Source organism: Sphaerochaeta sp. (assembly GCF_050256055.1).
Lineage (GTDB): Bacteria > Spirochaetota > Spirochaetia > Sphaerochaetales > Sphaerochaetaceae > Sphaerochaeta.
Genome location: NZ_JBFWIJ010000005.1, coordinates 1 through 25,575, shown reverse-complemented (window position 1 = coordinate 25,575; position 25,575 = coordinate 1). Strand labels below are relative to the sequence as shown.

Annotated in this window: 26 protein-coding genes; 10 read left to right on the top strand and 16 right to left on the bottom strand. The window is 51.9% G+C overall.

All coding sequences use genetic code 11. The features are described 5' to 3' along the window. The first annotated feature begins 39 nt into the window (after positions 1–39). From AB7C91_RS03035 to AB7C91_RS03025, 3 genes are read left to right on the top strand one after another with little or no spacing between them, the layout of a single operon-like run. Entirely contained in the window at positions 40–702 is a 663-nt protein-coding gene (locus AB7C91_RS03035; protein ID WP_332447682.1) for a Crp/Fnr family transcriptional regulator, read from the top strand. Next, a complete protein-coding gene (locus AB7C91_RS03030; RefSeq protein WP_332447681.1) occupies positions 703–1,104 on the top strand; it encodes a hypothetical protein in 402 nt (133 codons plus the stop codon). It abuts the gene before it with no gap. A gap of 3 nt (positions 1,105–1,107) precedes the next feature. Then, positions 1,108–1,491 carry an HIT family protein gene (locus AB7C91_RS03025; protein WP_428589133.1) on the top strand — a complete coding sequence of 128 codons (384 nt, stop codon included), beginning with the start codon at positions 1,108–1,110 and terminating at the stop codon, positions 1,489–1,491. Here AB7C91_RS03025 and AB7C91_RS03020 read toward each other — a convergent pair. Beyond that, on the bottom strand, positions 1,476–1,940 hold the full coding sequence (locus AB7C91_RS03020) for a hypothetical protein (protein ID WP_332447679.1): 465 nt from the start codon (positions 1,938–1,940) through the stop codon (positions 1,476–1,478). The genes AB7C91_RS03025 and AB7C91_RS03020 overlap by 16 nt on opposite strands. Positions 1,941–2,033: 93 nt before the next feature. Here AB7C91_RS03020 and AB7C91_RS03015 point away from each other — a divergent pair, with 93 nt between their 5' ends. Beyond that, positions 2,034–2,840, top strand: coding sequence for a ZIP family metal transporter (locus AB7C91_RS03015; RefSeq protein ID WP_332447678.1), 807 nt, complete (start codon positions 2,034–2,036; stop codon positions 2,838–2,840). Here AB7C91_RS03015 and AB7C91_RS03010 read toward each other — a convergent pair. Continuing rightward, complete coding sequence (locus AB7C91_RS03010) at positions 2,837–4,102, bottom strand: YihY/virulence factor BrkB family protein (protein ID WP_332447677.1); 1,266 nt, start codon at positions 4,100–4,102, stop codon at positions 2,837–2,839. The genes AB7C91_RS03015 and AB7C91_RS03010 overlap by 4 nt on opposite strands. Then, positions 4,081–5,007 carry a lysophospholipase gene (locus tag AB7C91_RS03005; RefSeq protein ID WP_332447676.1) on the bottom strand — a complete coding sequence of 309 codons (927 nt, stop codon included), beginning with the start codon at positions 5,005–5,007 and terminating at the stop codon, positions 4,081–4,083. The genes AB7C91_RS03010 and AB7C91_RS03005 overlap by 22 nt, the downstream gene beginning before the upstream one ends. Positions 5,008–5,122: 115 nt before the next feature. Here AB7C91_RS03005 and AB7C91_RS03000 point away from each other — a divergent pair, with 115 nt between their 5' ends. Next, complete coding sequence (locus tag AB7C91_RS03000; RefSeq protein ID WP_332447675.1) at positions 5,123–5,668, top strand: YfcE family phosphodiesterase; 546 nt, start codon at positions 5,123–5,125, stop codon at positions 5,666–5,668. Here the strand turns inward: AB7C91_RS03000 and AB7C91_RS02995 are convergent. Then, entirely contained in the window at positions 5,641–7,377 is a 1,737-nt protein-coding gene (locus AB7C91_RS02995) for an aldehyde ferredoxin oxidoreductase N-terminal domain-containing protein (RefSeq protein WP_428589126.1), read from the bottom strand. The genes AB7C91_RS03000 and AB7C91_RS02995 overlap by 28 nt on opposite strands. Before the next feature lie 134 nt (positions 7,378–7,511). Here AB7C91_RS02995 and AB7C91_RS02990 point away from each other — a divergent pair, with 134 nt between their 5' ends. Together AB7C91_RS02990 and AB7C91_RS02985 are read left to right on the top strand one after the other, a co-directional pair. Continuing rightward, the gene (locus AB7C91_RS02990) at positions 7,512–9,197 is read left to right on the top strand and encodes a nucleoside kinase (RefSeq protein ID WP_332447673.1); all 1,686 of its coding nucleotides are present in this window, start codon (positions 7,512–7,514) and stop codon (positions 9,195–9,197) included. Positions 9,198–9,212: 15 nt separating this feature from the next. Then, positions 9,213–10,706 (top strand): tagaturonate epimerase family protein, encoded by a 1,494-nt coding sequence (locus AB7C91_RS02985; protein WP_332447672.1) that lies wholly within the window; start codon positions 9,213–9,215, stop codon positions 10,704–10,706. A gap of 63 nt (positions 10,707–10,769) precedes the next feature. Here AB7C91_RS02985 and AB7C91_RS02980 read toward each other — a convergent pair whose 3' ends face one another. The 12 genes from AB7C91_RS02980 to AB7C91_RS02925 form a co-directional block, all read right to left on the bottom strand. After that, positions 10,770–11,378 carry an iron-sulfur cluster assembly scaffold protein gene (locus tag AB7C91_RS02980; RefSeq protein WP_332447671.1) on the bottom strand — a complete coding sequence of 203 codons (609 nt, stop codon included), beginning with the start codon at positions 11,376–11,378 and terminating at the stop codon, positions 10,770–10,772. Beyond that, entirely contained in the window at positions 11,375–12,535 is a 1,161-nt protein-coding gene (locus tag AB7C91_RS02975) for a cysteine desulfurase family protein (protein WP_332447670.1), read from the bottom strand. Before AB7C91_RS02975 ends, AB7C91_RS02980 begins: the two co-directional genes overlap by 4 nt. Positions 12,536–12,594: 59 nt before the next feature. After that, the gene (locus tag AB7C91_RS02970) at positions 12,595–12,948 is read right to left on the bottom strand and encodes a hypothetical protein (RefSeq protein WP_332447669.1); all 354 of its coding nucleotides are present in this window, start codon (positions 12,946–12,948) and stop codon (positions 12,595–12,597) included. After that, positions 12,941–13,741: a 5'/3'-nucleotidase SurE gene (gene surE, locus AB7C91_RS02965; RefSeq protein ID WP_332447668.1), complete on the bottom strand. Its 801-nt coding sequence runs from the start codon at positions 13,739–13,741 to the stop codon at positions 12,941–12,943. Before surE ends, AB7C91_RS02970 begins: the two co-directional genes overlap by 8 nt. Beyond that, positions 13,738–14,907: a galactokinase gene (locus AB7C91_RS02960; RefSeq protein ID WP_332447667.1), complete on the bottom strand. Its 1,170-nt coding sequence runs from the start codon at positions 14,905–14,907 to the stop codon at positions 13,738–13,740. The genes surE and AB7C91_RS02960 overlap by 4 nt, the downstream gene beginning before the upstream one ends. Positions 14,908–15,084: 177 nt before the next feature. After that, positions 15,085–15,288, bottom strand: a complete 204-nt coding sequence (gene rpmE / locus AB7C91_RS02955) for a 50S ribosomal protein L31 (RefSeq protein ID WP_332447666.1) — start codon at positions 15,286–15,288, stop codon at positions 15,085–15,087. Between the two features lie 72 nt (positions 15,289–15,360). Further along, positions 15,361–17,226 (bottom strand): transcription termination factor Rho, encoded by a 1,866-nt coding sequence (gene rho / locus AB7C91_RS02950; protein ID WP_332447665.1) that lies wholly within the window; start codon positions 17,224–17,226, stop codon positions 15,361–15,363. Between the two features lie 149 nt (positions 17,227–17,375). Next, positions 17,376–18,641 (bottom strand): nicotinamide-nucleotide amidohydrolase family protein, encoded by a 1,266-nt coding sequence (locus AB7C91_RS02945; protein ID WP_332447664.1) that lies wholly within the window; start codon positions 18,639–18,641, stop codon positions 17,376–17,378. Further along, positions 18,638–20,302 carry an apolipoprotein N-acyltransferase gene (gene lnt / locus AB7C91_RS02940; RefSeq protein WP_332447663.1) on the bottom strand — a complete coding sequence of 555 codons (1,665 nt, stop codon included), beginning with the start codon at positions 20,300–20,302 and terminating at the stop codon, positions 18,638–18,640. Before lnt ends, AB7C91_RS02945 begins: the two co-directional genes overlap by 4 nt. Positions 20,303–20,336: 34 nt before the next feature. Continuing rightward, positions 20,337–20,657, bottom strand: coding sequence for an HU family DNA-binding protein (locus AB7C91_RS02935; protein WP_332447662.1), 321 nt, complete (start codon positions 20,655–20,657; stop codon positions 20,337–20,339). Between the two features lie 75 nt (positions 20,658–20,732). Next, positions 20,733–21,014, bottom strand: coding sequence for a 30S ribosomal protein S20 (rpsT, locus tag AB7C91_RS02930; protein WP_332447661.1), 282 nt, complete (start codon positions 21,012–21,014; stop codon positions 20,733–20,735). 125 nt (positions 21,015–21,139) lie between these two features. Beyond that, positions 21,140–22,252, bottom strand: coding sequence for a regulatory iron-sulfur-containing complex subunit RicT (locus AB7C91_RS02925; protein WP_332447660.1), 1,113 nt, complete (start codon positions 22,250–22,252; stop codon positions 21,140–21,142). Positions 22,253–22,439: 187 nt separating this feature from the next. On the opposite strand from AB7C91_RS02925, the gene AB7C91_RS02920 reads away from it, so the two are divergent. The 3 genes from AB7C91_RS02920 to purD are packed head-to-tail and all read left to right on the top strand — an operon-like array spanning position 22,440 to position 25,523. Beyond that, positions 22,440–23,222, top strand: a complete 783-nt coding sequence (locus tag AB7C91_RS02920) for a TatD family hydrolase (protein WP_428589115.1) — start codon at positions 22,440–22,442, stop codon at positions 23,220–23,222. Next, the gene (gene dusB, locus AB7C91_RS02915) at positions 23,219–24,217 is read left to right on the top strand and encodes a tRNA dihydrouridine synthase DusB (RefSeq protein WP_332447658.1); all 999 of its coding nucleotides are present in this window, start codon (positions 23,219–23,221) and stop codon (positions 24,215–24,217) included. Before AB7C91_RS02920 ends, dusB begins: the two co-directional genes overlap by 4 nt. Before the next feature lie 49 nt (positions 24,218–24,266). Then, positions 24,267–25,523 (top strand): phosphoribosylamine--glycine ligase, encoded by a 1,257-nt coding sequence (gene purD, locus AB7C91_RS02910; protein WP_332447657.1) that lies wholly within the window; start codon positions 24,267–24,269, stop codon positions 25,521–25,523. The last annotated feature ends 52 nt before the right edge of the window (positions 25,524–25,575 follow it).

The following is a 25,575-nucleotide window of genomic DNA, read 5'->3' as shown; positions in this document are numbered from 1 at the left end:
AAGAAGGATATGTTGTTTTTCCAACAGATATAGGTGTATATGGATACAGATGACATTCTGAAGCGATCAGTATTGTTCAACCGGGTAGAGTCGCAGGACCTTCCCCACCTGCTCTCCTGCCTCAAATCCAGGAAGACCGACTTCCCCAAGGATTACACTATCATCGATGAAGGCGACTACACCGACGAACTGGGGATTGTACTTTTGGGATCTGCAAATATCGTCCGCTTCGATTTCTGGGGAAACAGAACGGTGGTGACCAACCTGGAGGTTGGGGACAGCTTTGCCGAGACCATTGCCTGCACCCAGGTGAAAAGTGAGGTGGCCGTGATTACCACCGAACCGACCACCATCCTGTTTCTCAACATCCATCAAGTCATCACCACTTGCCAGAAGGGTTGCGTCTTTCATCAGAGCCTGATCGAGAATCTGGTAAAGTTGCTCTCCCACAAGAATATGGAACTTCTGAAGAAGATCAACCATATCACCAAACGAAGCACTCGGGAAAAACTGCTATCCTATCTGAGTGAGGAAGCGAAAAAGCGCGGAAGCAGAACCTTCACCATTCCCTTCGACCGACAGCAGCTTGCCGACTACTTGTGTGTAGAACGAAGTGCCATGTCCAGTGAGTTGTCCAGGATGCGCACCGAGGGGTTGTTGGAGTATCATAAGAGTACATTCGTCTTGCATCAGGAGTCATGAATGAAACCATTATCGTTGGGAATCGCAGGAATACTTATCGTGTTGCTCAGTTCGTGTGCAACCGTTGCTCATCGGACTGAGGCTGTTACGACCACCGTAGATACTGTGTATGCGGGATCATTGGTGGACTTGAATCTGGGAATGGAGGACTTCCTTGGAGCCGGATATGCCATGGGCGATAGGATCGTCCTGGAAGTGGATGGGGTGATGGTGAAAGCCGTTCTGAGCGACGCAGCATTGCCGAATGAGGCGACCTTGGTCGTCGGAAAAACCAAGACCCGACTGTTGCTTCCCACCGCAGTGCAACGCAACAGCCAGGTGATCATATTCCCCTTTAACGAAAGTCAGGTCCATTCCGGTTCCTCCCTCACCCTGAGCGGGAACTTTGTCTTCACCTTCTAGCCTATGGAAAGCTGCATCTTCTGCACGATGGAAAAGGATCGAATCGTTCTCGAGAATACCCTGGCTGTGGCAATCAAGGATGGATTTCCCGTCACCGAAGGTCACAGCTTGATCATCCCCAAACGACATGTCAGCTCATATTTCGAGCTGACCATCGAGGAGAAGCTGGCTTGCGGCCAGCTGCTGAACAGTGTACGAGACCTGCTTGTCGCATCCGACCCCACGATTGAGGCCTTCAATATCGGGATCAACATCGGAGAAGCAGCAGGCCAGTCGATATTCCACTGCCATATCCATTTGATCCCTCGACGAAGCGGGGATACCGAACATCCAAGAGGCGGAATACGTCACGTAATCCCGCACAAGGGATGTTATCCGTTCAGTTGAATCGGCTCTTCGAGAATATCGAAGGTATCGCAGACTGCTTCAAGCAAAAAGATTCTGACACTTTGCAGGTCCAATCCCCCATCATAGAGACCGAGATCCTCCCGGTATTCATTGGTGTAAAGATATGCCCGCAATTCCGAGTAATATCCCTTGGTTTGGTAATCCTCCTGCAAGGACCGAAGGGAACATCCCAGTTTGTAGGAGAGCGAACGAAGGTCTTCCTGTTCCAGGGAAACGGCAAGGATGGTCTTTCCATCACGCTGGGCCACCATGGAATAGGGAATGTTGACCAGATCTTCGCCGCTTTTGCAGACGGGGTTTTTCAACAACGTGCAGACAAGGTCGCCGCACCGATAGCGTTCATCGGTCAGGACGCCGTCCGTTTCATCAGGAAACGAATGCCAGATCAAGGGATCGACGACGGGTTGGGTGGTGGAATCTAACAACATGGGAGCCTCCATCTTCACGATAGCCTTTGTGAGTGCTCCTAGGCAAGCAGTTTTCATCTTGACCGCCTCGACTTGGCCACGTATTGTAACGACATGAGCAATAATCCTATCCTCTTGGCCTTGTTGGCCACCTTGGGTACCTGGGCGATGACTGCCATCGGAGCAGCCTTCGTGTTCTTCTTCAAGACGATCAAGCCGCATGTCCTGAACACCATGCTGGGGTTTGCCAGCGGCATCATGATTGCTGCATCCTTTTGGTCATTGCTCGACCCAGCTATCGAGTTGGCAAAGTCAGGTCCGTTGCCTGCCTATGTGGTCGCCTCAGTGGGGTTCTTGCTTGGAGGAGCCTTTCTCTGGCTCAGCGACCATTTGCTGCCGCATACCCATATCGGTTCGAAACCTGGGGAAGCGGAAGGGATTCCCACCCATCTGCGCCGCTCGATTTTGCTGGTGTTCGCCATTACGCTGCACAATATTCCCGAGGGATTGGCGGTAGGCGTCGCAATCGGTTCGGCAGCGATTTCCGATACCCAGAGCATGATGGCGGCAATCGTCGTTGCCATCGGCATCGGCATCCAGAACCTGCCCGAAGGAGCTGCGGTCTCCATTCCGCTGCGCAGGGAAAACCTCAGCAGGACCAAATGTTTCCTGTATGGACAGGCCTCGGGCATCGTTGAACCGATCGCAGGGGTTCTCGGCGCATGGTTGGTAACCAGGATGCAACCCATCTTGCCGTATGCCCTGGCGTTTGCCGCAGGAGCCATGATCTACGTGGTGGTGGAGGAACTGATTCCAGAAGCCCAAGGATCAAAGAACGACCACAGCGGCACCCATTTCGCCACCATCGGAACGATGGTCGGCTTTGCCATCATGATGATTCTTGATGTAGCGCTCGGTTAGATCCTCTGCAGCAGGTTTTCTATCGTCAAGGACCCCAGGGAGGACACCCCCCGCTCCTGTACCTGCTGGGCGACCGCTTCCCCAGCAGTGTCATGCTCGACTTCATCCATCGTCTCCAATCCGTACAAACCCATCACCAAATCCTGGAGACGAAGATTCTCCAGAGGTTTTTTAGGGATGAAACTGGTCTTGCTGTTGTTGGTCGGGGTGATGAAATCGAGCTCGGTCAACAAATCCAGGAACCCTTGCAACCGGTTGTGCGGGATGGCAAGGCGGTCAAGCATCTCCTTGGAAGAGGTTGCTCCCTTGCCTGAACGGAAATTACTTCCGATGAGCATCATGATGTTCGTCCCTTCCGAGAGTTGGAGCGCCGGGCTCTGCGGAAGGCCGATGAAACTTGCCGCCTCGGGGCGGAATTGGTGCACATAGGCCAGTTCCACACTCAGAAATACTGTGGTCCAGAATACATAGCAGAAAAACAAGAATAAGAAGATCGCAGCAAAACTGCCGTAGATGACGGAGAAATTGGTCGCCATGGTCGTGATCAAGGAAGTGAACTTGCTGAAGACGGTGATCACCAAGAGGCCGAACAGACTCCCCAGCAATGCTGCGTTGAACCGTACCTTCGTGTTGGGAACAAAGTAAATCAAGAGAAAAAGAATGAGAATGACGATCAGACTCGGTGCAAAGGTCTTCAAGGTAGCCGACCAGCGGGACATCGTCACCCCGATGAGGTCCAGATACCAGGTAGCCAGCAATGATTGCACACTGACATATGCGGCCAGCAGAAGACTGGCTACGATGAGAAACGTAATGAAACCTGCAAATTGCTTCAGAGGGTTTCGGTTGCGGGTAGACCGGTAAATCTGGTTGATGATGGTCCATACCTTGTTGATCAGAAGCACCATCGTGATCAAAAACGAGATCAAGCCGACCACGCCCAAGCTGGTTGCATTGCTGGTATAATGGTCGAGCAGCGTCATTAACTCCGTTCCGCTTTGGGTGCCTACCAAATCCATCAACCATTGGGAAAGGAAATTGGTCAATGGTTCCAGGACCCCGAGCCCTTTGAAGAACGTAAACAGGAAGGTCAGGGCAGGTACGATCGCCAACAACGTCGAATACACCATGCCGGAAGCGGAGTTCATCACATTATCCTTCATCGCCTGTCGGAAAACCGTAGCGAGAAACCGCCCCAATCGCTTGAGATTACCTTGCACAACCGGCCAGAATGCCATCATCAGATCCTTTGCTTCATCCACGTATAGAGATACTTCATCGTGGCAAGCCTACTGGTCTCCTGCAGCAATTCATGCCGGGCCTCAGGTACCAAGGAAAGCGTGAGGTCGGAGATGCTGCAACCTCGATACAGGTCATGTACCTTCTGGACAGCTTTGCCATACGCACCTACCGGATCCTCTGCACCGCTGATGATCAGAAGCGAAAGATCAGCAGGGAGTTTTTCCGCCAACTGGCGATTATTGGCCATTTCCACCCCATCCAACAGATCCTCAAAGAATTTTGCGGTACAGACAAACCCGCACAAAGGATCTTCGATGTATTGCTTTACCTCGTCCTTATCGTGGCTGAGCCAATCAAAAGGAGTTTCCGGATTCGTGATTTTCTTGTTGTAGGACCCGAAACTCATCTTGTTGAGCAGTTCATCCGGGTACTTTGAACCATGCTTGGCTACATGACTGCGGGCAAGCAGTTTGCCGACTTTCCCAAGCAAGCCTTGGGATCCACCGGTGCCCATGATGATAATCCCGTCGAAGACATCGGAGTGCTGTACCATCAAGGATCGGGCAAGAAAGGAACCCATGCTGTGGCCGAGCAAAAACAGGGGCTTGCGCGGGAATTCGCTGAGAATGACATTGGTCAGTTCATGAGCATCGGAAACAACTCGTTGCCAGCCCTCGCGTTCTGCGAACCATCCAAGAGTTTCTGCAGACCGAACGGCTGTCTCCCCATGACCGCGATGATCGGGGGCATACACGGCAAAGCCCTTTGTGGTCAGGAACTCAGCGAATCGCGTATATCGCAGGCTATGCTCTGCCATGCCATGGAGAATGAGCAGCACCCCGTCTATCTGGCGTTCCTCAGGAATCCAGACACGGTACCACACGCTTTTCCCGTCGCTGCACGCCAGTTCCCTGATGGTAGACATAGGCCACCCCCTAGTATTAATTTTTATATAATTCCCGTATTATGATAGCAACATTGTGCGCACATCACAAGAACCATTTTCCTCCGAATGTATGAAAATCAGGAGTTGTATACCGATGGCTTCATCCTTCCTCATTACCGGCGACATTCATGGCGATCACCGCATCCTGCACATGCTGCAATCGAGGGCAAGGCAGGTACATGCCCAAGCAATCCTGATTGCCGGGGATCTGACCCCTACCGAGGATCCAGTCTTCCGTGAACTGTTCAGCCAAGACCCGCCAAGCATCCTGGTGAAAGGCAATTGCGATACGTCCTATTCCTTCGATCAGGCGGGAATCACCCTCCCCCCGTTGATCCAACGTTTCCAATGGGAGGGGAGAGAGGTGGTCATGACCCACGGGGACCGATATCCTTCCCCCTATGGATTGCACATGCATCCTGGGGACATCTTCATCAGCGCCCACACCCATGTACCAAGGATCTACCTGAACGAAGAAGGCATCCTTTTGATCAATCCCGGATCACCAACCTATCCGCGTTCAACCCTTGGAGCGACATATGCAGTGCTTGAAACACAGAAGGCATCGGTCTACCGACTGCAGGAAGAAGATCCGGTGGCAGGGTGTACGTATTATTTCACCCGCAGGAGCGACCAATAGGCATCAAGTAAGCGGGCAAGGGGAACAACCTGCGACGATCGATAATTGCTCCGGCCGTCAACCAGCAGTTGATCAGGCAATGAACCGTACCTCCCCTGTACTCCCGTCAACTTTCCATTGATCGTCCGCTCCAAATCCAATGCCTTGGCCCCGTATGCTTGCATGTCTTGCGCCGTCAACTCGTACCCTTCACTCAAGGAAGCTAAGAGAGCCAGTCTTGCAAAGGTCCGCTTCCTGCGTTTGAACCAGGGAAAGTGCAGAACAGGATGCGCAAAGGAAGGAAGCAGCAACCAAGTGCACAAGCCCAAGCTCTGCGCTGCATAACTTACCTTCTGCACATACAATGCCCAGCCGGCCAGACGTCGTTCGTTGCCTCTCTGATAGTGGTTGCCCCACAACAGTTCTGCATACACCAACGTGTCATCGCCGAGGCTTGTAAGCAACGCCTGGACAGGAAGAGCACGATAATCATAGGGAGCAAGTGCCAAACCATCGACATGAAAGGCATGCTCCTCCCCTCCATAGGTTGCCAGCAACTGTACAAACGGTTTGGAGAGCTGTTCACCGGTACCCCGCTGGTATGCCATGGAATCGAGAAGTCGAAGATAGAGCATTGCCGATGATCGTTGCATATCGGGAAGGAAACTCAATTTTCCGTCCATCCGGCAGTGTCGGGCCCAGGAGAGAATGGAACCGGCGCTTGCCGGCTCAAGACCGTTTTCCAGACACCGAACCACCAGTTGCTGTACACTCCGGCCGTCAAACAACTCCAAATTTGACCCAAGGGCCATGGCGCTTTCCAAGTCAAGCGTCGAGCGTTGCATGCAAGGCGGGCATACAGAATCCTCAGGAGGCTCTGCATCAGGGGCGGTACGCGGACATAATCCCCACAGCCGACCGTCCATCCGCATGGAATAATTATCAATGGCGGCCCAGCCATGCTTATTTGCCAAGGAGAGCAAAGCTATAGACCCTTCTTGGGCTATCGTTCTTCCCAACTTTGCAGTATGCATGTCCTTCTGATACGCCTGGGACAAGAGTCCCATACGTTCAGAATCATAGGAATCCCTGCCGGTAGCCTGCGGGAATAGGGTAAAATACTTGAGATTCTTCAACCCAAAGACCTTCCCCACCCCGCCACGGGTAAGATTCTGATTGTCAACGACTATGGATGCATGGCTTACCAGATGCTCGCCGGCCGGTCCTGCCACCACCAGATGGGGAGCTTGCATTCTATGCATCACCTCAGTGGTTGAGAGATCATGAAACGCCTCGGCATTGCTGAAAACCACCGCTCCTTCGGCAACCGAAAAACTGGTCAGTCTTCGGCTTCGACCCGTGATGACCAGGGCACTGTATCCACACCCCAGCAAGCCCTGGGCGAATGGGGTGGAAGCACAGGTCACACTCAAACGCCCGGTTACCGGGCTCTTGGTCACTATACTGCAGACCGTACAACAGGGCATCGGGGTATCGGAAGCGGCACCCGGGGCAAATACCACGGGATTTCCGCTCTCATAATGTTTCTCATCCAACTGGTCATATCGTGCAAACCGGTTCCAAAGGAAAAGGGCAAGCAACCTGCCGCCCAGATATGCCTTCGACTCGGCCTCCTCCAACGCGAGGACCTCGAACGTCTCAGTGTCGACATCTATATGCAATATCGAGCGTTGCCGATAAGGGAACGCCAACGTATGCTTCTGTTTCATATGCAAAGGGTACCTACCTCTCACGCTGCTGTCAATAAAATATCAAGCTTTGGGTTTAGTTCATTAGTATACCATAGAATCGGACAAAACGCTTTTCTCTTGTTCCCAGCCTTTCCTATGAGTATAGTTGAGGTATGAAACAAATTCAGGTGACACTTGCCGAACAAGAACTACTCCTGCCGATCGGGTCCTCTGTGGAGGATGTCTTGATTGCCGCCCATGTGGTAGAGGACTGTGTCGACACACCCTATGAGACAAACCCCTATGTGGCTGCCTTGGTAAATCATGAACTGCATTCCTGTTCCCGTGCCTTGGTGGCCGACTGCACCGTGGAACCGGTCAGGTTGTTCGGGGATATGGGTAAGCGCATCTATCGGCACTCCCTGTGCTATCTGCTTTGTGCTGCCGTCTCTATGCTGTATCCAAACCGAAGGTTGGTGATCGGGCATTCGCTCGGCGATGGATACTATTTCAGCTTCGACGATGAGTTGACGCTGAACCACAGCGACATCCTCGCCATCGCATCTGCGATGCAACAGCTGGTGGAACAGAATCTTCCGATAGAGGAAATCACCCTGCCCTATAAAAAGGCTCTGCTCTATTTCGAGGAGAATCATTTTGCACAGACGGCAGCCCTGCTTGCCACCCGCAACGACCCGAAGGTCGATCTGTATCGCTTGGAAGGATACCTTGACATCTCCTATGAACCGCTCTTGGGAAGAACCGGTTTGATGAAGGTCTGGGAACTCAAACCATATCAGGAACGGGGGATGCTGTTGCGGTATCCACGTTCACACAACATCACCTCCCTCGATCCCTTTGTGGACAATCCGTTGCTGTTTTCCGTATTCAAGGAATACAAAGCCTGGGGAAGCATCCTGAACATCCAGAGTCTCGGGCAACTCAACCAGATGGGTAATCAAAATACGATCGAGTCATTCATCCGGCTGGCCGAGGCGCTGCAACAGAAGAAAATTGCAAGCATCGCCGATCAGATCAATCTGCACAGCAGCGTGAAGGCCATTCTGATCGCAGGCCCATCCTCTTCGGGAAAGACCACCTTCGCCTATAAACTGGGCATCCAACTACAGGTGCTGGGAAAGAAAACAATCAAAATCTCCTTGGACAACTACTATCTCACTCCTGAGCAAGCCCCCAAGGATGAGTTCGGCAAGCCCGATCTTGAAGCTCTCGAGGCCTTGGATGTCGCCAAATTCCAGGAGGATCTGTCCAAGCTCTTTGCCGGGGAATCGATCCATCTTCCCATCTATGATTTCAAGAGTTCCACCCGAACCTACGAAGAGCAAGCGGTACGCCTGGATAAACGCACCCTGCTGGTCATCGAGGGAATCCATGGAATGAATCCCAACCTGACTGCTTCATTGGACAAGGACCTCCTTTTCAGAGTTTATATCTCGGCCCTCACCCAGTTGAATCTGGATGACCACAACAGAATCAGTACAACGGACAACCGGATCATCCGCCGTATGGTCCGCGATAATCGTACCCGGGGAACCAATGCCGAAACAACCTTGAATATGTGGCCTTCTGTCCAACGGGGGGAAGATCGGTACATTTTCCCCTATCAGAACAATGCAGATGTGATGATCAACAGTGCACTCGATTATGAATTGGGCGTCTTGACCACATACGCCCAACCCTTGCTCAAGATGGTGAAACCCTCGGCGGGAGCGGCATATGAAACCGCCCGACGATTATTACGCTTTCTTGAGCATGTGAATCCTATTCCCGATACGCTGGTTCCTCATGACTCTCTGCTCAGGGAGTTCATAGGAGGCAGTGAATTCAATGTCATCTGACAAGGAGAACATTCCATGGAAGTATATGAGAAACAAACCATAGATACACAGAATCTGAACAAACGTTTTGGTGGTGCGGTCCACCTCTACGAACGGTCGGTCACCAATCTGGGAGAATGCACCCTGGCTTTGGTCCGGCATGGACGAACCCGCCATCTGGTTGCCGTGGGCGGCGGACCGGTATTCGATGAGTTGGAAGGAGAGGAAGAGGATGGATGCAAGATCTGTCCGACCAACCATGCCAACCGATTGGTCCTCAACAGGTATCTGCCCTACACCCAACCGGTGGCCAATACGACAAGACGACCTTCAATCGGATTGGGTGACCGGTTGGGGGAAGCAACGCCGGGCCATATAGAGGCACTTCGAGGAACCTCGGTTTTCCCGATCTTCGCCCAACAGAGCATCAGGGAACTGAATTTCACCAACCGGACGTTCGATGATGTCATAGACCGGGCAGCCTATGCAGTCTTCCAGGAAGGGTATACCTCAGGCTATGGGGCGGATGGGGACCATCTGAAAAAGATCGATGATATCGCCAAGGCTCTGCAGCAGGGCGCAACGATGATCACTCTTGACTCATCCGAGCAGATCGACAATTCAGTGATTACCTTGAAGGCGGGGGAACTGGAAGCAATGTATGCCGGCCTTGATGCAAGCCTTCGGACCCTGTATGAGCAGCTGTATCGGGAAAAAGTATTCACCGTTGGGGACAATTCCCTTAAGCTCGATGAAAAGAGCCTGATGCGTGATGTACTGACCTATCACAAGGCGCTCGATTTCATCCAGCTGGTCTATGAACGATTCATCAAGGGTGCGGACAAACCGATCGACTTTGAGATTTCCATTGATGAAACCGACACACCCACCGATCCGAAGAGCCATTTGTTCCTCGCCTTGGAACTGAAACGGAGGAATGTGGTCGTTTCGACACTCGCACCGCGTTTCATCGGGGAATTCCAAAAAGGAATCGATTACAAGGGGGACCTGCACTTGTTTGAGGAAGATCTTGCCTGGCATGTTGCGATCGCGAAACAATTCGGGTATCGACTCAGCGTGCATTCAGGCAGTGACAAGTTTTCCATCTTCCCGATCCTCGCAAAGGTCATCAAAGGCAGTTTCCACGTCAAGACGGCAGGCACCAATTGGCTGGAAGCCGTCCGACTGGTTGCGCTGAAGGACCCCGGTTTATATCGGGCGATGCACCAGCATGCTCTCATACATTTCGCCGATGCCAAGCATTTCTATCATGTGACCACCGACCTGGATGCGGTGAAACCGCTCTCCATGGTAGGTGACGCCCAGCTCGTCCAGTATCTTGATGATGACAATGCACGGCAACTTCTGCATATCACCTACGGATATCTGTTGGAGGATGTGGATGCCCAGGGCAACAAGCTCTTCAAGGATGCATTCTTCGACCTTCTGATCGGAGAAGAGGAACTCTACCACCAGCTCTTGGATCATCATATATCCAAACATCTGGTCCTCTTGGGATTCAAGCAATAAGTGCAAGACGCAACAAAGGCGGTCTGGAAGGCCGCCTTTGTTGTTTTTCCGTCCGAAAAGTATCTAAACGTTGTAAATATGCTTGTACTCGTCAAACAGATCGCTGACCGCCTGCTTGCATTTGCCGCATACCGTACCATATTCGGTGAACTCCTGCAGCTGTTCCAGCGTCTTTGCCTGACCCGATTTCACCAAATCCTCAATCTGAACATCGGTAACCTGCTTGCACTCACAGATGACGGTCGCCACCTGCTTCTTGAAAGGGTTTTCCCGACCCGCTTTGGCAAGATAGTCGTCAATAGCGGCTCGAAGCGCCTTGTCTCCGAGTACCGAACAATGGAACTTATGCTCGGGTAAGCCGCCCAATGCATCAGTGATCATGGAGGGCGAAAGATGATATGCCTCATCCAAGGTCATACCGATTGCCATCTCACTCATCATCGAGGTGCTTGCAATCGCCGAGGCGCAGCCGTAGGTCAACCAACGCAAATCCGCAATCTTGTCATCCTTGACCTTGATCATGACCTGCATCTGGTCGCCACAGGCAAGGGACCCGACTTCGCCGATTCCATCGGCGTCAAATTGTTCATCTTCCTTCCAGGTATTCCTGGGATTCATAAAATGGTCCTTCACCACCGGGGTGTAGACCCATTGACTCATAAAATTGGTCATCGTGTGGACATCTCCCTTAAACGCTTGATGATAGGCGGCAATTTCTCAAGAACATAGACAACATCTTCCTCAGTGTTGAATCTGCCGAAGCTGAAACGGATGGAGCCGTGCGCCAGCTCAATATCCACCCCGGAGGCCAAAAGCACATAGCTGGGCTCAAGCGACCCGCTTGCACATGCACTCCCGGTGGAAACCATGATTCCTTCCATGTCGAGATACAGGAGAATGGACTCCCCCTCTGCATGGGGGAAGGAAACATCAAGGGTCCCGGGCAGGCAATGTTCCTGATTCCCGTTCACCACGACATTGGGAATACGTTCCTCAATACCCTTGCGGAGAAGTTCGCGCAGATGCCACAGCTTCTCTTGCTCGCTGGAAAGATCACGTTCGGCGATTTTTGCGGCAATGCCCAATCCGACGATTGAAGCGGTATTGTACGTCCCTGCCCGTCTTCCTCCTTCCTGATGTCCTCCATGGACAAGCGGGCTGAAGGGGACCTTCTTCTGGACGGCAAGCACCCCGATGCCTTTCGGTCCATAGAACTTATGGGCGGAAAGGCTGAGATAATCGATATCCATCGTCCGCATCGAAACAGGAATCTTCCCGATCGCCTGAGTGGCATCTGTATGGAAGTAAGCTCCCACCGCATGGGTGAGCTTGGCGATCTCGGCGATCGGCTGGATGGTTCCGATCTCATTGTTGCCGGTCATGACGGAAACCAAGGCAACCTCTTCATTCAGGTAGGTCTTGAGCACCTCAAGATCAACCATGCCGGTTTTGTCCACCGGACACTCATCAACAAGATATCCAAGTTTCTTCAGATACTTGACGGTCTCATTGATCGAAGGATGCTCGATGGTAGTGGTGACGATACGGTTGCGCTTCGCACCAAGATCGATGCGCTCCCGAAACATATTGAATACGGTGTTGTTTGCTTCACTGGCACCGCTGGTGAATACAATGGCGGAACTGTCGCAATCGATCAGGCGGGCAACTGCTTGACGGCTTTCCTCGACGGCCAAGGCCGCCTCCCGTCCAAACGCATGCATGCTGGATGCATTACCGTACAGCTGATTGGCCTGATGGACCGCTTCGATGACATCTTCATGCATCGCAGTGGTCGCATTGTTATCCAAATAAATAACGTGCTGTTCCATACTAATCCTCATAGACAACGATAGTAACACGTGGCCCCAAGGGTCAAGCCACGAACCGATTATGCTCGGAATACTTGGTACAGAGGGTCGTCTGGATCTTCAGGAGGACAGGTTTTGCTGTGGATAAACCGGAGAAACCGGGGTTTTGCAAATCGGAGGTGATTCTGTTTGGCCCATTGGACATAGGCACAGCTGTCAGGCAGATAGGAAGCGAACATGGCTCGCCACCACGTCAGCCTTCGACAGCGTTCTGCGTGTACGAATCGTTCTACATAAACGGTGCATTGCTTGGTGTGAGGATCAAAGAATTCGCACCAGGAGTCGAGATCGATCACCAGGTTTCGGCCGTAGACGGCTTTCTCGTGGCAACACATCCCGCATTTGGCGCATTTATCCTCCCAACATTCAGCCATCACACGCCTCCTGGCTCAATGCATCCAGCTGTTTCTGCACCTTGGCATATACCGGAGGGAGGATGGATAGAGCGGTCACACTCACATATCCCTGTTGGACGGCCTGGAAATCGGTATCCAGCGTATCGCAACGCTGTACGGGAGGGATGCCGCCCTTCAACGACAGAACCACGGAGGTACCGAACCGGACTGAGGAGGTGTCGAAATAATGGGTTTGCTGCTCCTGCTTCGTCTCCACGGCATCATGGTACTCTAGATAACTGAGCACCCCGCTTTTCCATTTGCCGTTTCCCTCTCCGGGTACATTGATGTTGATGATGCATTCACTGCTGGTCATGGGATAGAATTCGTCCAGATGGTCCACCACGAAGGCTGCTGCCCGTGCAAAAGGAAAACTGCCGTCCTTGCTTCGGGAACAACTGACCGCCATGGAGTGGAGCCCGGTCAAGGCCGCCTCCCGAGCAGCCCCAACCGTCCCTGAATACAGGATGTCGGTGGAAATATTGTAACCGTGGTTGATACCACTAATGACCAAGTCGGGTTGGATGGGGAATATTCTGCCTTTCGAAGCATAGAGGATGCAGTCAGCCGGAGTCCCGCTGCAATGATACCGCTGCGGTGCGTATTCGGTGATCGTGATCTCTCCGCGCAAGGTCATGGAGTGGCTGCTGGCGCTGCGTTCGGATGCAGGAGCACAGATCCAAATCTGGTGGCCTGCACGTGTCAAAGCCTCGGACAAAATCCTCAGCCCTTCACTCTGGTATCCATCATCATTTGTCAGCAGTATATTCATCTATGCTCAGGAAACACAACCTTGGCTGCCTCGTGGCCCGCATACGGGTACCATCTTGGATGGAAGCCGAAAATGTGTTCGTAATCCTCCAGACGGCTAATATAACTTGGAAGCGCTTGTTTACTCAAGAGGACCATGATGTTGCCGCTGAAGCCGTTGGCGATCTGCACCGAACCAAGGCACCCGGAAAGCTCGGTAGCGCGTTTGGTAAGCCAATCGACCTCTGGACAGGTGACTTCCAACAGGTCGCGCAGACCTGCCTGCACCCGGTTCATCAGCTTTCCGTAGAGAGGTGCATCCTTTGCATTCAGCAAGGAAGCCGCATCATTGGCCAGATGGGATTCCATCAGGACATACTCTGCATTATGCCGTGCTTCCTCATCAAGGGGAACCACGCGGGCGCTGAGTTCATTTTCAGGAAAATCCCGCAGGAACCCTCCACTCTTCAGTTCCTTCAGCTTGAGAAATGCCCGTTCAATGGCCTTGCGTTTGCTGTTGATTTCCTCACGCATCGCATTGGGAGAAATCTTGCTGTCGATAATGACGGCAAGATACTCCTCATTCTCTTCGGTAAAGGGGAAGTCAAGCTCCTGATAGGTGACATGCTGCAGATCGAAAAACAGAATCTTGCCCGGTTTGCCGTTCAGCATCGTCAGAAGATCGCTGATCCTGCATTGCTCATTATTGAAGGAAGTATTGGCCTGATAGGAGATTCTGATCAAAGAGGTGAAGCTGAGCTTCAGGTCCAACAAGGAATTGAGGGCAAGGCAGGTCCCCAAAGCACTGGCGGTGCTGACCATCTGGTTGTCACCATACAGCAGATTTCCCTCGACGGTAATATTCAATCCGGAGAACGAAACCCCCTCATTGGCCAGAATGGCAATGACCGCCTTGAGGTAATTGCCCCAACGATCTTCCTTGCGGTATTTGATGTTGGTCAAGGAGAACCGTTTTCGGTCGTTGAGGGTGGCGTTGGTCAGACGTACCAACTGGTCATCACGATAGGATACGGCGACAAACAACGACGAGGAATCGGTTCCGACCAAGGACCATCCCTTGCAGGCGTCCGCGTAACTACCCAACAAGGTGCACGTTCCCGGCACTTGGGCAATGACAAGAGGAGCCTCTCCGTATTCTTTGATGTGTTGCTTGATGACGTTATCCATGCCCCAACCTAGTTTTGATGGGTCAATTTTAGGATACTTGTCGGCAGATTGCAACAAAAAACCTTATTTTGTACACCTTGTCCATCCTGCATTTCACCTCCCAATCAAAAGATGCGTAATGTCTGATGCCAAAGCCTTAAAAAAGCCGCCAATCCTGGCGGCTCTTGACTATGCTACTTATTTCTCCAACCCGTACCGCTTCTTGAAGCGCTCGATGCGTCCGGCGGTGTCAACCATTTTCTGCGTACCGGTAAAGAAGGGGTGGCATGCAGAGCAGATTTCCACTTCAAGATTCTTGGCAGTGGTCTTGGTCTTGATTACGTTGCCGCAAGAGCAACGAACCTCAGTAATTTCATAGCGGGGGTGAATTCCGTCTTTCATTATAGTTCCTCCAGAGATATATCTTCTGCTGGCTGTAGGCAGCAGACAAGGTTCATCATTCCTTTCCTGGTTCTAATAGGCTGCGGAATTCGAAGGAATCCCGGTATTTATCGAACGCAAGAACGCCTCATTATCCTTTGTCTTCCGTATTTTGTCAATGAGGAACGGAGTCATCTCCTGGTCATCCATATCATTGACGGCATTACGGGTAAGCCAAATCCTCGCAGCTTCGTCGGGCGGCAACAGAAGGTCTTCCCGGCGGGTCCCGCTCTTCTTGATGTTGATGGCCGGGAAGAGCCGCTTGTCGGCCAAGCGTCGATCAAGGATGATCTCATTGTTGCCGGTACCCTTGAATTCCTCGAAAATGACTTCGTCCATGCGCGACCCGGTTTCGATCAAGCCGGTGGCAATGATCGTCAGGCTGCCCCCATGTTCAATGTTTCTTGCAGCACCGAAAAACCGTTTGGGTTTGTGCAGGGCATTGGAGTCGACACCACCACTGAGAATCTTTCCACTGGCCGGAACCGTTTGGTTGTAGGCACGGGCAAGACGGGTGATGGAGTCCAAAAGGATGACCACATCCTTTTTGTGTTCCACCAGGCGTTTCGCCTTTTCAATGACCATCTCGGCCACCTGGACATGCCGACTTGCCTGTTCATCAAATGTGGAGGCGATGACTTCCCCCTTTACGTGTCGGCGCATATCGGTGACTTCCTCGGGCCGCTCGTCAACCAGAAGCACCATCAGGACGACTTCGGGGTGGTTTGCACTGATCGAATTGGCGATCTTCTGCAACAGTACCGTCTTACCGGTTCTCGGTGGTGCTACGATCAAGGACCGCTGACCTTTGCCGATCGGACAGAACATATCGATGATGCGAGCCGACATATCCTCCTCGACCGTCTCAAGCTTCAGCCGTTGGTCAGGAAACAGCGGGGTCAAACTGTCAAAGGGAACACGCATCTTCGCTACGATCGGTTCATCACCATTGACCTTCAGGATCTTGAGGATTGCAAAAAACCGTTCATTCTCCCGAGGAGTCCGAACCTGTCCGTACACAACATCACCGGTCTTCAGGTACAAACTCTTGATCTGGGCGGGAGATACGTACACATCCTCGGTCCCGGAGAGATAACTGTTGGCCGGAGACCGGAGGAACCCGAACCCATCGGGCAGGATCTCCAGCGTACCGGTTCCTACGATGACCCCACCGGTAGCAGTGTGTAAACGAAGAATTTCGGCGATGATCTCCTGTTTTCGCAGGTCAAGGATGGTTTCGGAATTCACCCCGTGTTCCACCCCTACTTTACGCAGCTCATCGATGGATAGGTTGGTATAGTATTCAAGCTGCAAAACCGGAGCTTCGGGATGCTCTTCGATATTCAGATCGTTTGAGCTCTCATCCTGTTGATTCTGCCGCATGCCGCGGTTTGATCCGAAGCTTTGGCTTTTCTGATATGAGTTCTTGGAATGCGGGCGACCGGATTGGTTGCGGTTGTTCCGATTGTTGTAAGACTGGCCTTTGCGGTATTGATTGGGATTCTGGTTTTGATTCCTCTGCTCAGGCGGAGTATTCTTTTGCACAACAGGTGGCTGTTCCGGTTTCTCACTCACCGATTGCTGTTGAACCTGCTCTCCTTGCGGCGCGGTTGCTGCAGGTTGCTCAACAGGAAATTCCAACTGGGGCTGTTGTGCTTCTTGTACAGCATCGGCATGTTGCTTTGTGGTGCTTTTCTTGGGTCTGCCACGTCTTTTCTTTTGTTCGGAAGCTTCCTTATCTTCCTCAGAAGGAACAGACTCTTCACCTGCAGCCATTGACGCTTTCGCGACCACGGGATTCTTTTTTCGGGTAATACGGCGTACGGGTTTCTTCGCTTTTTCTTGCTCAGATGCTACAGCCACGTCAGCTTCGGTTGATAATAATTCTTCGGAAGACATAGGATACACTCCAACGAAACGGGGCCTATAGGATACCTTGCACTACAACGAGGTGCACCAGGAGCCCGGTTCCTTCACGATTTAACAGTATGTAAGCATATGCGGGAACAAAAATAACGTACGTGTGTAGGGCTCCCGCGGTTGGTAATCTAAATATATTGCCACTTGTGCACAGTGTCAAGCAAGGAGGCACCCTTGATGTACTGACTTGCAAGAATAAGTGCAACCACACTGGCTTTTCTTCGGACTGACTCGCGTCCATAGGAGGTAAGATGCACGGCTACCGCCTCGCTTTTGCGGCCTTTCCCGGCAAATCCGAACCAGACGGTTCCGATCGGTTTTTCCGCCGTACCCCCGGATGGTCCTGCGATTCCACTCACCGATACAGCCCAATCGGTTCCGGAACGAAGCAACATCCCTTCGGCCATTTCAAGGACACAGGCCTCGCTGACCGCCCCATGCATGGCAAGGGTTGCTTCCTGCACTCCCAACATTGCTTGTTTCGCCTCATTGGCATAGGTCACCGCACCACCCCAGAACCAAGCGGAGCTGCCGCTTTGGTCAGTAAGCAATTTGGCCACATACCCGGACGTACAGCTTTCGGCGCAACTGATCGTTTCCTTTCTGCTGATCAGCAGATCAGTAAGCAGTTCAACGGGCATGGCATCGCCTTCCACCAACAAGGAGGGGCCCACCAATGCACTCAGATCAGAGGCCATCCGGGATCGTTCATCCACTGTTCCGCCAACCAAGTACAAGCTGATCTTCAGGTCCTGGAAACGCGTTCCCCACTGCAGGCCGTTGAACGTCACCGATTTGCACAGTTCCTCCAGCTTCGCCTCGGGAATAAGGAACGTCGAGTACTCACTACGGGTAAAGTCGTCATGCCCGATCAGGGAAGCCAGCCACGGCAATACTTGATCGAAAAACATGGGATCCATTTCCCTCGGAGGACCGGGCATGGCCACACAGGCGATCTGCCGCTGCCCGTCAGGAATGAATCCTCTGAATCCGGCTGCAGTCCCGTTGGGATTCGGGATGGCTTCAAAACCTTGGGGAATCATGGTCTGTTGCTCATTCGCCCCCCAGATACGCTCCCCGATGCGAGCATACAAGGCTTCGAAGGTATGCTGGTCCCGCACCAAAGGAACACCGGCAAGCGAGGCCACAATGGAACGGGTCATATCATCACTGGTCGGGCCCAACCCACCGGTGAGCACCACCAGATCACAATTGTCGATGCAATCCTTCAGTACATCGGCGATCGTCCCGTCGTCAGGGACCTGCACCATCCGGTCCACCCGGTAGCCCAGCTGGGTAAGCTGGCTGGCAAGCACCTGACAATGCTTGTCCGCAATGACGCCACGGGTCAATTCTGTCCCGATGATGAAAAGAGCAGCACTGGTATAGGTCATGATTGGGTTTGTCTTCTCCTTGTGATAAAGCGAACCAGCTGGTACAAGGTGCCTCCGATGAGCAGGACGGCACTCAGATAGATGTTCAGATAGGCGAACCAGTTGACGTACCGGGTATAGATGGTGGTACCGAAGGTCTTTCCTGAGTATACAGGTACATCATAGATGTGCCAACCTACCTTGAAAGGCTGCATCGGATCAATGATCTTTCCGGTTACGTCGACCACGCAGGTCATCCCGCTGTTCGTACCGCGTACAGTGGTCCTGCGATTCTCAATGGATCGGAAAACCGCCAAACCCAGATGTTGCATCTCCGCCGATACCGCTTTCGACCAACCATCATTGGTCATGTTGACGATGACATCGGCTCCGTTTGCGACAAACGCCGCATTCAAATCACCAAAAACATCCTCAAAACAGATCGGAGTGGAAAACTTGACCCCTTCCTTGGTGGTAAAGACCACTGGGTCCGTACCGGTTTCCCACCAATTGTAATCGTTGGCCAACAGGATGTTGTACAGCCAAGGAAGCTGCTTCTTATAGGGGAAATGCTCAGTGAAGGGAACCAAATGCTGTTTGCGGTAGGTATTTTTGATCTTCCCGCCTTCGAAGAAAATAACGGTGTTGTAATCCTTACGGTTCCATGAGCCATCCTCACCCAAAGCCGGCTTTGAAGGATCGTCGATGACGCCCTCCGGATTACCCGTAACCAAGGGGACCGGCAGCGACTTGCCGAAGGAGACGAACTCTTCCACCAAAGCCGAGGTATCGGGATCAGAAGGATATTTCTCATGCCAGGCAACCGAAGGGACGAACGCAGTCTCCGACCAGAGGATGATGTCCGGTTTTTCCTGCAAGGCCTCAAGACTCAGCTTCCTGAGGGTGTTGAAATTATTCTTGTAGGTCACATACCCGCCCTTCCAGGTGTCGGCACTGTGCTGCACGGTTGCAACCCGCCATGTCTTGTCCGGCTGCTGCGCATTCCAATAGGCCATGCTCGCAAAACCAAACACCAAAGTGGCGATGACCATGACGGCATAGACAACCAGAAACGGGATATGGGCGCGCAGAAAGGAACCAAAACTTTCATGTGTATGGGAATACCAATCCCTGACATAGATAGCGAGAAACGTCTGGGGGAGTACCATCAAGAACGTGACACCCCAGATTCCGAAGATCTCAGAAATCTGGATCAACGGCAAATAGCGGTAGATCGCCGAACCAAGGGTCCCATAGGGATACCCGGCAAACCAATCCTGGCTCAGATAGGAGTAGGCGACCCATACAACGGCTTCCACCAGATACCCGTACTTTTTGAACAGCTTCTGGGCAGCCTTGAGTGCGGGAAACAACAGCACCATCTCCCCGCCCTTGATGATCGGAACGATCAGGATGGCCAACGGATGGAAGGTTTTGAGCCAATAATTGAAGAACAGATAGAACACGAAGCCGAAAAAGAACCCGTAGACGGGGGTCAGCTTCCATGTAGTGTTCCTGATGACCGCAAAAACCGGTATCAAAGCAAAGAAAGCTATGAATCCAAACCCATTGACCGATACGAGACCGGGGAAGGCCAATGAGTAGACGAATGCCGAAACCAATAACACAAGAACCTCAGAACAAACCGTTCTGAGGTTCCGTCTTGCGTGTAATTCAACCAAGAGAGTTTCTCCTACGTTTTAGTAGCGCGATAGGTCAGTCATTCACCGGCTTGTTATCACGCAAATCCCACACGTAATCCTTGAGCTCCTTACCAGGACGGAAGATGGCTACTCCATGCGTATCGACGGCTACAATGGCGCCAGTCTTGGGATTGCGAGCTTTTTCCCGACCCTTTCGGGTGCGTACTTCAAAGGTTCCAAACCCTCGAAGCTCAATGACCTGGTCATTCTTCAGTCCGTCTTTCACTTCCTCGAAGAATTCGTCAATGATCTTGTGGATATCTGCTCTATTCAGTCCATGCTTTTCATGGAGACTCTCGATGATTGCGGCTTTTGTCAATTTTGGTCCTGCCATGGTAACTCCTTCAACACAATATTTGGGTATGCGCTCCGGCCGACATATCAGTCGGCTCTCCTACCATAACGGCCGTTATGCCTGGACAGCGGCCTGATCGTTCAATTTGTTGAATCGGACTTGCAATCTGGACTTTTTGCGACTGGCAGTGTTCTGATGAATGATGCCCTTACTTGCAGTGGCATCCAACAATTTGAGACTCAAAGCCAATGCAGAAGCGGCAGAGTCCTTGTCACCGGCAACGACAGCTGCGTCAAACTTCTTGATTGCGGTGCGCATGGTGCTCTTTGCTGCACGGTTCCTCATTCTTCGGACGCGGTTCTGTCGCTCGCGTTTCTCTGCAGACCTGTTAATCACGTAATACCTCCAAACATATTACCTTGAATACGTAGTTCATATATTAAAGATGGAGTCGGCAACAGAGGGCCGACGGTCTAAAAACATATCACAGTCTATAAAATCGGTCAATACAATGCTTTACTTCAGTTGGACAAAAATTCATCCGCGTACTCTTTTGTAATCTCCCAACGACTGGTATCCTCGTTGAAAAAGACTGCGGTATGCGGCATCGTAACCATACGTCCTTCACTTCCATTCAGCGTAATTCGTTTTGACAGTATGTTGACTTCCGTCACTTTCATCAAGTCAAAGCCAACCTTTAATTTGCTTCCCTCCGGTGGATATTTGCGTTTTTCCTCCACATAAAAATCAAATTCATAGGACAAACAACACAAAAGCCTTCCGCATGGCCCGGAAATCTTCATTGAATTGAGGGATAGGTTCTGCTCTTTCGCCATCTTGATTGAAACCGGATTGAGTTTATCGGTAACACTGTGGCAGCAAAAATCCCGACCACAAACCGCCAAGCCTCCAAGCACCCGACTTTCATCGCGTACGCCGATCTGTCTCAACTCAATCCTGATTCTGAAGACCGAAACCAAATCCTTGACCAGTTCTCTGAAATCAACCCGAACATCGGCAGTAAAAAAGAAGATGATCTTTGGTTCCCCAAGCAGGAAATGTGCGGTGACCAACTTCATATCGAGCTTGTGATAGACAATCTTCTCCCGACAGATGCGCATGGCCTCATCTTCCTTGGCCATGAGTTCCTGATACCGATTGAGATCAGATGGGGTGGCCAGCCGGTCTATCCAGATGATATCACCCGAGAGTGCAACCTCCTGGGGTTCGGGCTGCGGATTGCAGCCTTTGCAGGCATTGCATGGATCCTCTTCCTCAACCTCGATATAGGAGAAATCATACTCACCTTCCGGCTCTGCAATGACCACCTGTTCCTGCTGTGCCTGCTCTTCGTCCTGCTTGGGAATGCATTCACCATGCAAACAGGCTCCCCGGCATTGGTCGCAACCTGGAGTATATTCCTTATCCAAACAGTCGGCACTTGCCACGATGATCCCCAAATCCAAACCATACCGGGTGGGTGCAACAACCGAGGTCCCGGGATAGAGAACGGAATCCCAGGCACAGACGCTTGTCTCGTTGGAAGAAGGGTTTTTTACCAGATATATATAACCGCTGGACGGTCTCGGACGTGGTCCTTGCCCGTCAGGGGCGTGCAATCGTTCTTTCTTCATGCAAATCCTTTGCCCAAAAAGGCTGTATCGTTGTAAAACTATCATGCGGAAGGGAAATTGTCAAACTATTGAGTTCATCATATAACTAATTGACAGCATTCGATTTACAACATTGACGGTAGAAATATGCCATGGTATAGTGTACCTACACCTCCCCACATGTGAGAATACTTCTCAAGGAGTCGGTATGCAACTGTTTGATACGCACGCCCATATTGGGTTGCTGCAGGATGACAAGATGGAACAACTGCTTGCAGTCCAACTGGCCAAGGTCAAGTCGGTCAAGCATGTGGTGAGCATCTGCAACAGCCTTACGGACTTTGAGCGGACCTATGCCAACCTGGAAAGCGTCGACTCGGTCTTTCATGCGGTGGGAGTATCACCGACCGAGGTCACCAATCCAGGCAAGGATTGGGAGGAACACATTATTTCCCATGCACAAAAAAAACGTATCATAGCAATCGGTGAGACCGGGTTGGATTACTACCACATGTTCGGAGGGGACAAGACGCTGCAGATCGAGCTGATGCTCAAACATTTGGAGATCGCCAAGCATCTGGACCTTCCGGTCATCATTCATAATCGCAACGCCGGAGAAGATCTTCTACCCATCCTCGCGGAAAAACTTCCCCCGAAGGGCGGCATCCTCCATTGTTTCGGTGAGGACTGGGAGTTCGCCAGACAAGCGTTGTCCATGAACCTCACCTTCTCCTTTGCAGGAAATCTCACCTTCAGGAACAGCCACAGCCTGCATGAGGTGGCGATGCGTCTTCCCGCGGAAAGGATCGTCATTGAAAGTGAAGCACCGTTCATGACACCCTATCCATACAAGGGTGAGCGGAACAAAATCCACTACCTGATCGAAACCGCCAAGGTACTTGCCGAGTTGCGTCAGACCTCTCTTGAAGAGCTTTCCGAAAGCCTTTATGCTAACAGCCTCAGAGCTTTCGCTCTTCCAAAGGACGTATGAACGAACAGAATCTTTATCATCCAGTCCAAATAGGATCGACCAGCGTGGCAGGAAATCTCTTCCTCGCTCCGCTGGCCGGTTATACGGACATACCTTTCAGAAGCCTCTGCATCGAAGCTGGAGCGGATTTCACCTATACCGAGATGGTCAGCGCTGAAGGGTTGGCCAGGGAAGGGGAAAAGACCTTGGTCCTGATGGATCGTGCCCCGAATGAGGATCAATATGCCATCCAATTGTTCATGGGGAATACCGATTCCCTGAAAGCAGCCATAGAACAATTGCGTCCCTATCAACCGCAGGTCATAGACATCAACTGCGGCTGTCCGGTCCCAAAGGTCACCAAAACCGGGGCAGGATCGGCCATGATGAAAAATCCCAAGCTCATCACCGAAGTGGTTCGGATTCTTACCGATTTGACCGACATTCCGGTCACCGTCAAATTCCGTACCGGATGGGATGCCCAAAACGAGAATTTCCTTGCATTTGCCCAGGCGGCATTGGATGGCGGGGCAAGCGCTCTCACTCTGCACGCCCGCACCAGAACGCAAGGGTACGCTCCGTTCGCCGATTGGTCCAAGATTACCGAGTTGAAGCGCTATTGCATCGAGCACCACTATAGCGTACCGGTATTCGGCAGCGGAGACCTGTTTCATGCCGAGGATGCCAAACGGATGCTTGAGCAAACCGGCATCGACGGGGTCATGTTCGCCCGTGGGGCTATCGGGAATCCTTTCATCTTTTCCCAGGCAAAGGCGATCCTTGCAGGAAACGTTCCACAACCGGTCACCATTGCCATGCGCAAGCACGCCATTTTCCGCCATCTGGATCTGATGATCGACACATATGGGGAGAAAACGGCCTGCACCTTGATGCGCAAGCATACCTGCTCCTACCTGAAGGGAATCCCCAATACGGCAACGGTCAAGCAAGCTGTCGTGCAAGCGTTGAGCCGGGAGCAGTACGAAGAGGCCCTAAGCCAACTTGTTGACCTATGAAGGTCTAAAATGGTACTTTTATAAAAGTAATGTTCGGAAAGGATGTGCAATGAGAGTATTAGTATTGGGCTCTGGAGCCAAAGACCATGCCATTGCATGGTGGTTCTCTCAGAGTCGTTTGATCAACGGCCTGTTTGTTGCTCCCGGCAATGTAGGGACAAAATCCATCGCAGTGAACCTCACCATCGATCCTTCGGATCCCGAGCAAGTCTATGAAGCCTGTCGCGCCCATGGAATCGACTATGTTTTCGTCGGCACGGAAGCACCATTGTTCACCGGGGTGATCGATTATTTGAACGAACGCGGCATCGATACATTCGGCGCTCCCAACAGAGCCCTGAAGCTGGAAGGCGACCGAAACTTTTCCCGTATGTTCACCGACCGGCACAACATCCCTACTCCGACGCACGTCCTGTTCGACGATGAACAGAAACTTTCCGAATATCTGAAACGACACGAGGGTGAGCGTTTTGTTGTGAAAAGCAATGCCATCGCCCCAAGTCGAGTCATGGTCGATTCAACCGACTATGAGACCTTGATGCATTTCTCCCGTACCATCCTTACATCCAGCCCAATCATCCTTGAGGAGCATCTGAACGGCCTGCCCATCACCGTCACCTTATTCCTCGACAACAAAGGGTATCTGATACTTCCGACCAGCAGTGATTACATGAAGGCGGAGGAAGGCGGAGCCCCTACCGGCGGCATGGGATCCATCTGCCCGGTACCGTTGCAGGAAGAAGTACGGCAAGCTTTGGTCGACACCATCATCGAGCCCACGCTTTTCGGCTTGAAAGCAGAGAGAATGGCCTACAAAGGGGTGCTGACCATCAGCGTCATCATCACCAAGAAAGGCCCAATCCTCGTTGATTACCACGTTCGGTTCAATGATCCGGCCGCACAGGCCTTCGTCCCCCTGATCCACACCGACATCGTCGACATTCTGAATGCAATGAAACACGACACCCTTTCCTCCCTGAATCTGGAAGTCTCCACGAAGTCCACCGTTGCCTTGGTGGTGGCCAGCGAGGGGTATCCCGAAAAACCGAGTATCGGAAAAACCCTCAGTGCATTGCCTGCGGCCTTGATGCTCAATTCCTTCGACAACGCACCCCGATATTTCTTTGGCGGAGTGCAGGAGTATGAGGGTTCATTGGTAACCACAGGCGGACGTTGCGTCACCGTGGTGGGAGTCGGGTACAATATCATGAACGCCAACAAGAACGCCTACAAAGGTGTGGGCCATGTACAATTTGAAGGCGCTTGGTACCGTAAGGACATTGGTGATCGTTTTTTTGAGAATTGATTGATTGTCTGCAACCGTTTATATTCGTCCCATGGATATACATCCTGGGACG

What these genes read in the sequence shown, in the direction of transcription:
- AB7C91_RS02985 (WP_332447672.1), top strand. Translation starts at nt 9,213, where the DNA reads ATGGAAGTATATGAGAAACAAACCATAGATACACAGAATCTGAACAAA.
- AB7C91_RS02920 (WP_428589115.1), top strand. Translation starts at nt 22,440, where the DNA reads ATGCAACTGTTTGATACGCACGCCCATATTGGGTTGCTGCAGGATGAC.
- AB7C91_RS03030 (WP_332447681.1), top strand. Translation starts at nt 703, where the DNA reads ATGAAACCATTATCGTTGGGAATCGCAGGAATACTTATCGTGTTGCTC.
- AB7C91_RS02990 (WP_332447673.1), top strand. Translation starts at nt 7,512, where the DNA reads ATGAAACAAATTCAGGTGACACTTGCCGAACAAGAACTACTCCTGCCG.
- surE (WP_332447668.1), bottom strand. Translation starts at nt 13,741, where the DNA reads ATGAATATACTGCTGACAAATGATGATGGATACCAGAGTGAAGGGCTG.
- AB7C91_RS02975 (WP_332447670.1), bottom strand. Translation starts at nt 12,535, where the DNA reads ATGGAACAGCACGTTATTTATTTGGATAACAATGCGACCACTGCGATG.
- AB7C91_RS02995 (WP_428589126.1), bottom strand. Translation starts at nt 7,377, where the DNA reads ATGAAACAGAAGCATACGTTGGCGTTCCCTTATCGGCAACGCTCGATA.
- AB7C91_RS02935 (WP_332447662.1), bottom strand. Translation starts at nt 20,657, where the DNA reads ATGGCAGGACCAAAATTGACAAAAGCCGCAATCATCGAGAGTCTCCAT.
- AB7C91_RS03005 (WP_332447676.1), bottom strand. Translation starts at nt 5,007, where the DNA reads ATGTCTACCATCAGGGAACTGGCGTGCAGCGACGGGAAAAGCGTGTGG.
- AB7C91_RS03025 (WP_428589133.1), top strand. Translation starts at nt 1,108, where the DNA reads ATGGAAAGCTGCATCTTCTGCACGATGGAAAAGGATCGAATCGTTCTC.
- AB7C91_RS03000 (WP_332447675.1), top strand. Translation starts at nt 5,123, where the DNA reads ATGGCTTCATCCTTCCTCATTACCGGCGACATTCATGGCGATCACCGC.
- dusB (WP_332447658.1), top strand. Translation starts at nt 23,219, where the DNA reads ATGAACGAACAGAATCTTTATCATCCAGTCCAAATAGGATCGACCAGC.
- AB7C91_RS03015 (WP_332447678.1), top strand. Translation starts at nt 2,034, where the DNA reads ATGAGCAATAATCCTATCCTCTTGGCCTTGTTGGCCACCTTGGGTACC.
- AB7C91_RS03035 (WP_332447682.1), top strand. Translation starts at nt 40, where the DNA reads ATGGATACAGATGACATTCTGAAGCGATCAGTATTGTTCAACCGGGTA.
- AB7C91_RS02960 (WP_332447667.1), bottom strand. Translation starts at nt 14,907, where the DNA reads ATGGATAACGTCATCAAGCAACACATCAAAGAATACGGAGAGGCTCCT.
- rpmE (WP_332447666.1), bottom strand. Translation starts at nt 15,288, where the DNA reads ATGAAAGACGGAATTCACCCCCGCTATGAAATTACTGAGGTTCGTTGC.
- rho (WP_332447665.1), bottom strand. Translation starts at nt 17,226, where the DNA reads ATGTCTTCCGAAGAATTATTATCAACCGAAGCTGACGTGGCTGTAGCA.
- purD (WP_332447657.1), top strand. Translation starts at nt 24,267, where the DNA reads ATGAGAGTATTAGTATTGGGCTCTGGAGCCAAAGACCATGCCATTGCA.
- AB7C91_RS02945 (WP_332447664.1), bottom strand. Translation starts at nt 18,641, where the DNA reads ATGACCTATACCAGTGCTGCTCTTTTCATCATCGGGACAGAATTGACC.
- AB7C91_RS02925 (WP_332447660.1), bottom strand. Translation starts at nt 22,252, where the DNA reads ATGAAGAAAGAACGATTGCACGCCCCTGACGGGCAAGGACCACGTCCG.
- AB7C91_RS02980 (WP_332447671.1), bottom strand. Translation starts at nt 11,378, where the DNA reads ATGACCAATTTTATGAGTCAATGGGTCTACACCCCGGTGGTGAAGGAC.
- AB7C91_RS03020 (WP_332447679.1), bottom strand. Translation starts at nt 1,940, where the DNA reads ATGTTGTTAGATTCCACCACCCAACCCGTCGTCGATCCCTTGATCTGG.
- AB7C91_RS02970 (WP_332447669.1), bottom strand. Translation starts at nt 12,948, where the DNA reads ATGGCTGAATGTTGGGAGGATAAATGCGCCAAATGCGGGATGTGTTGC.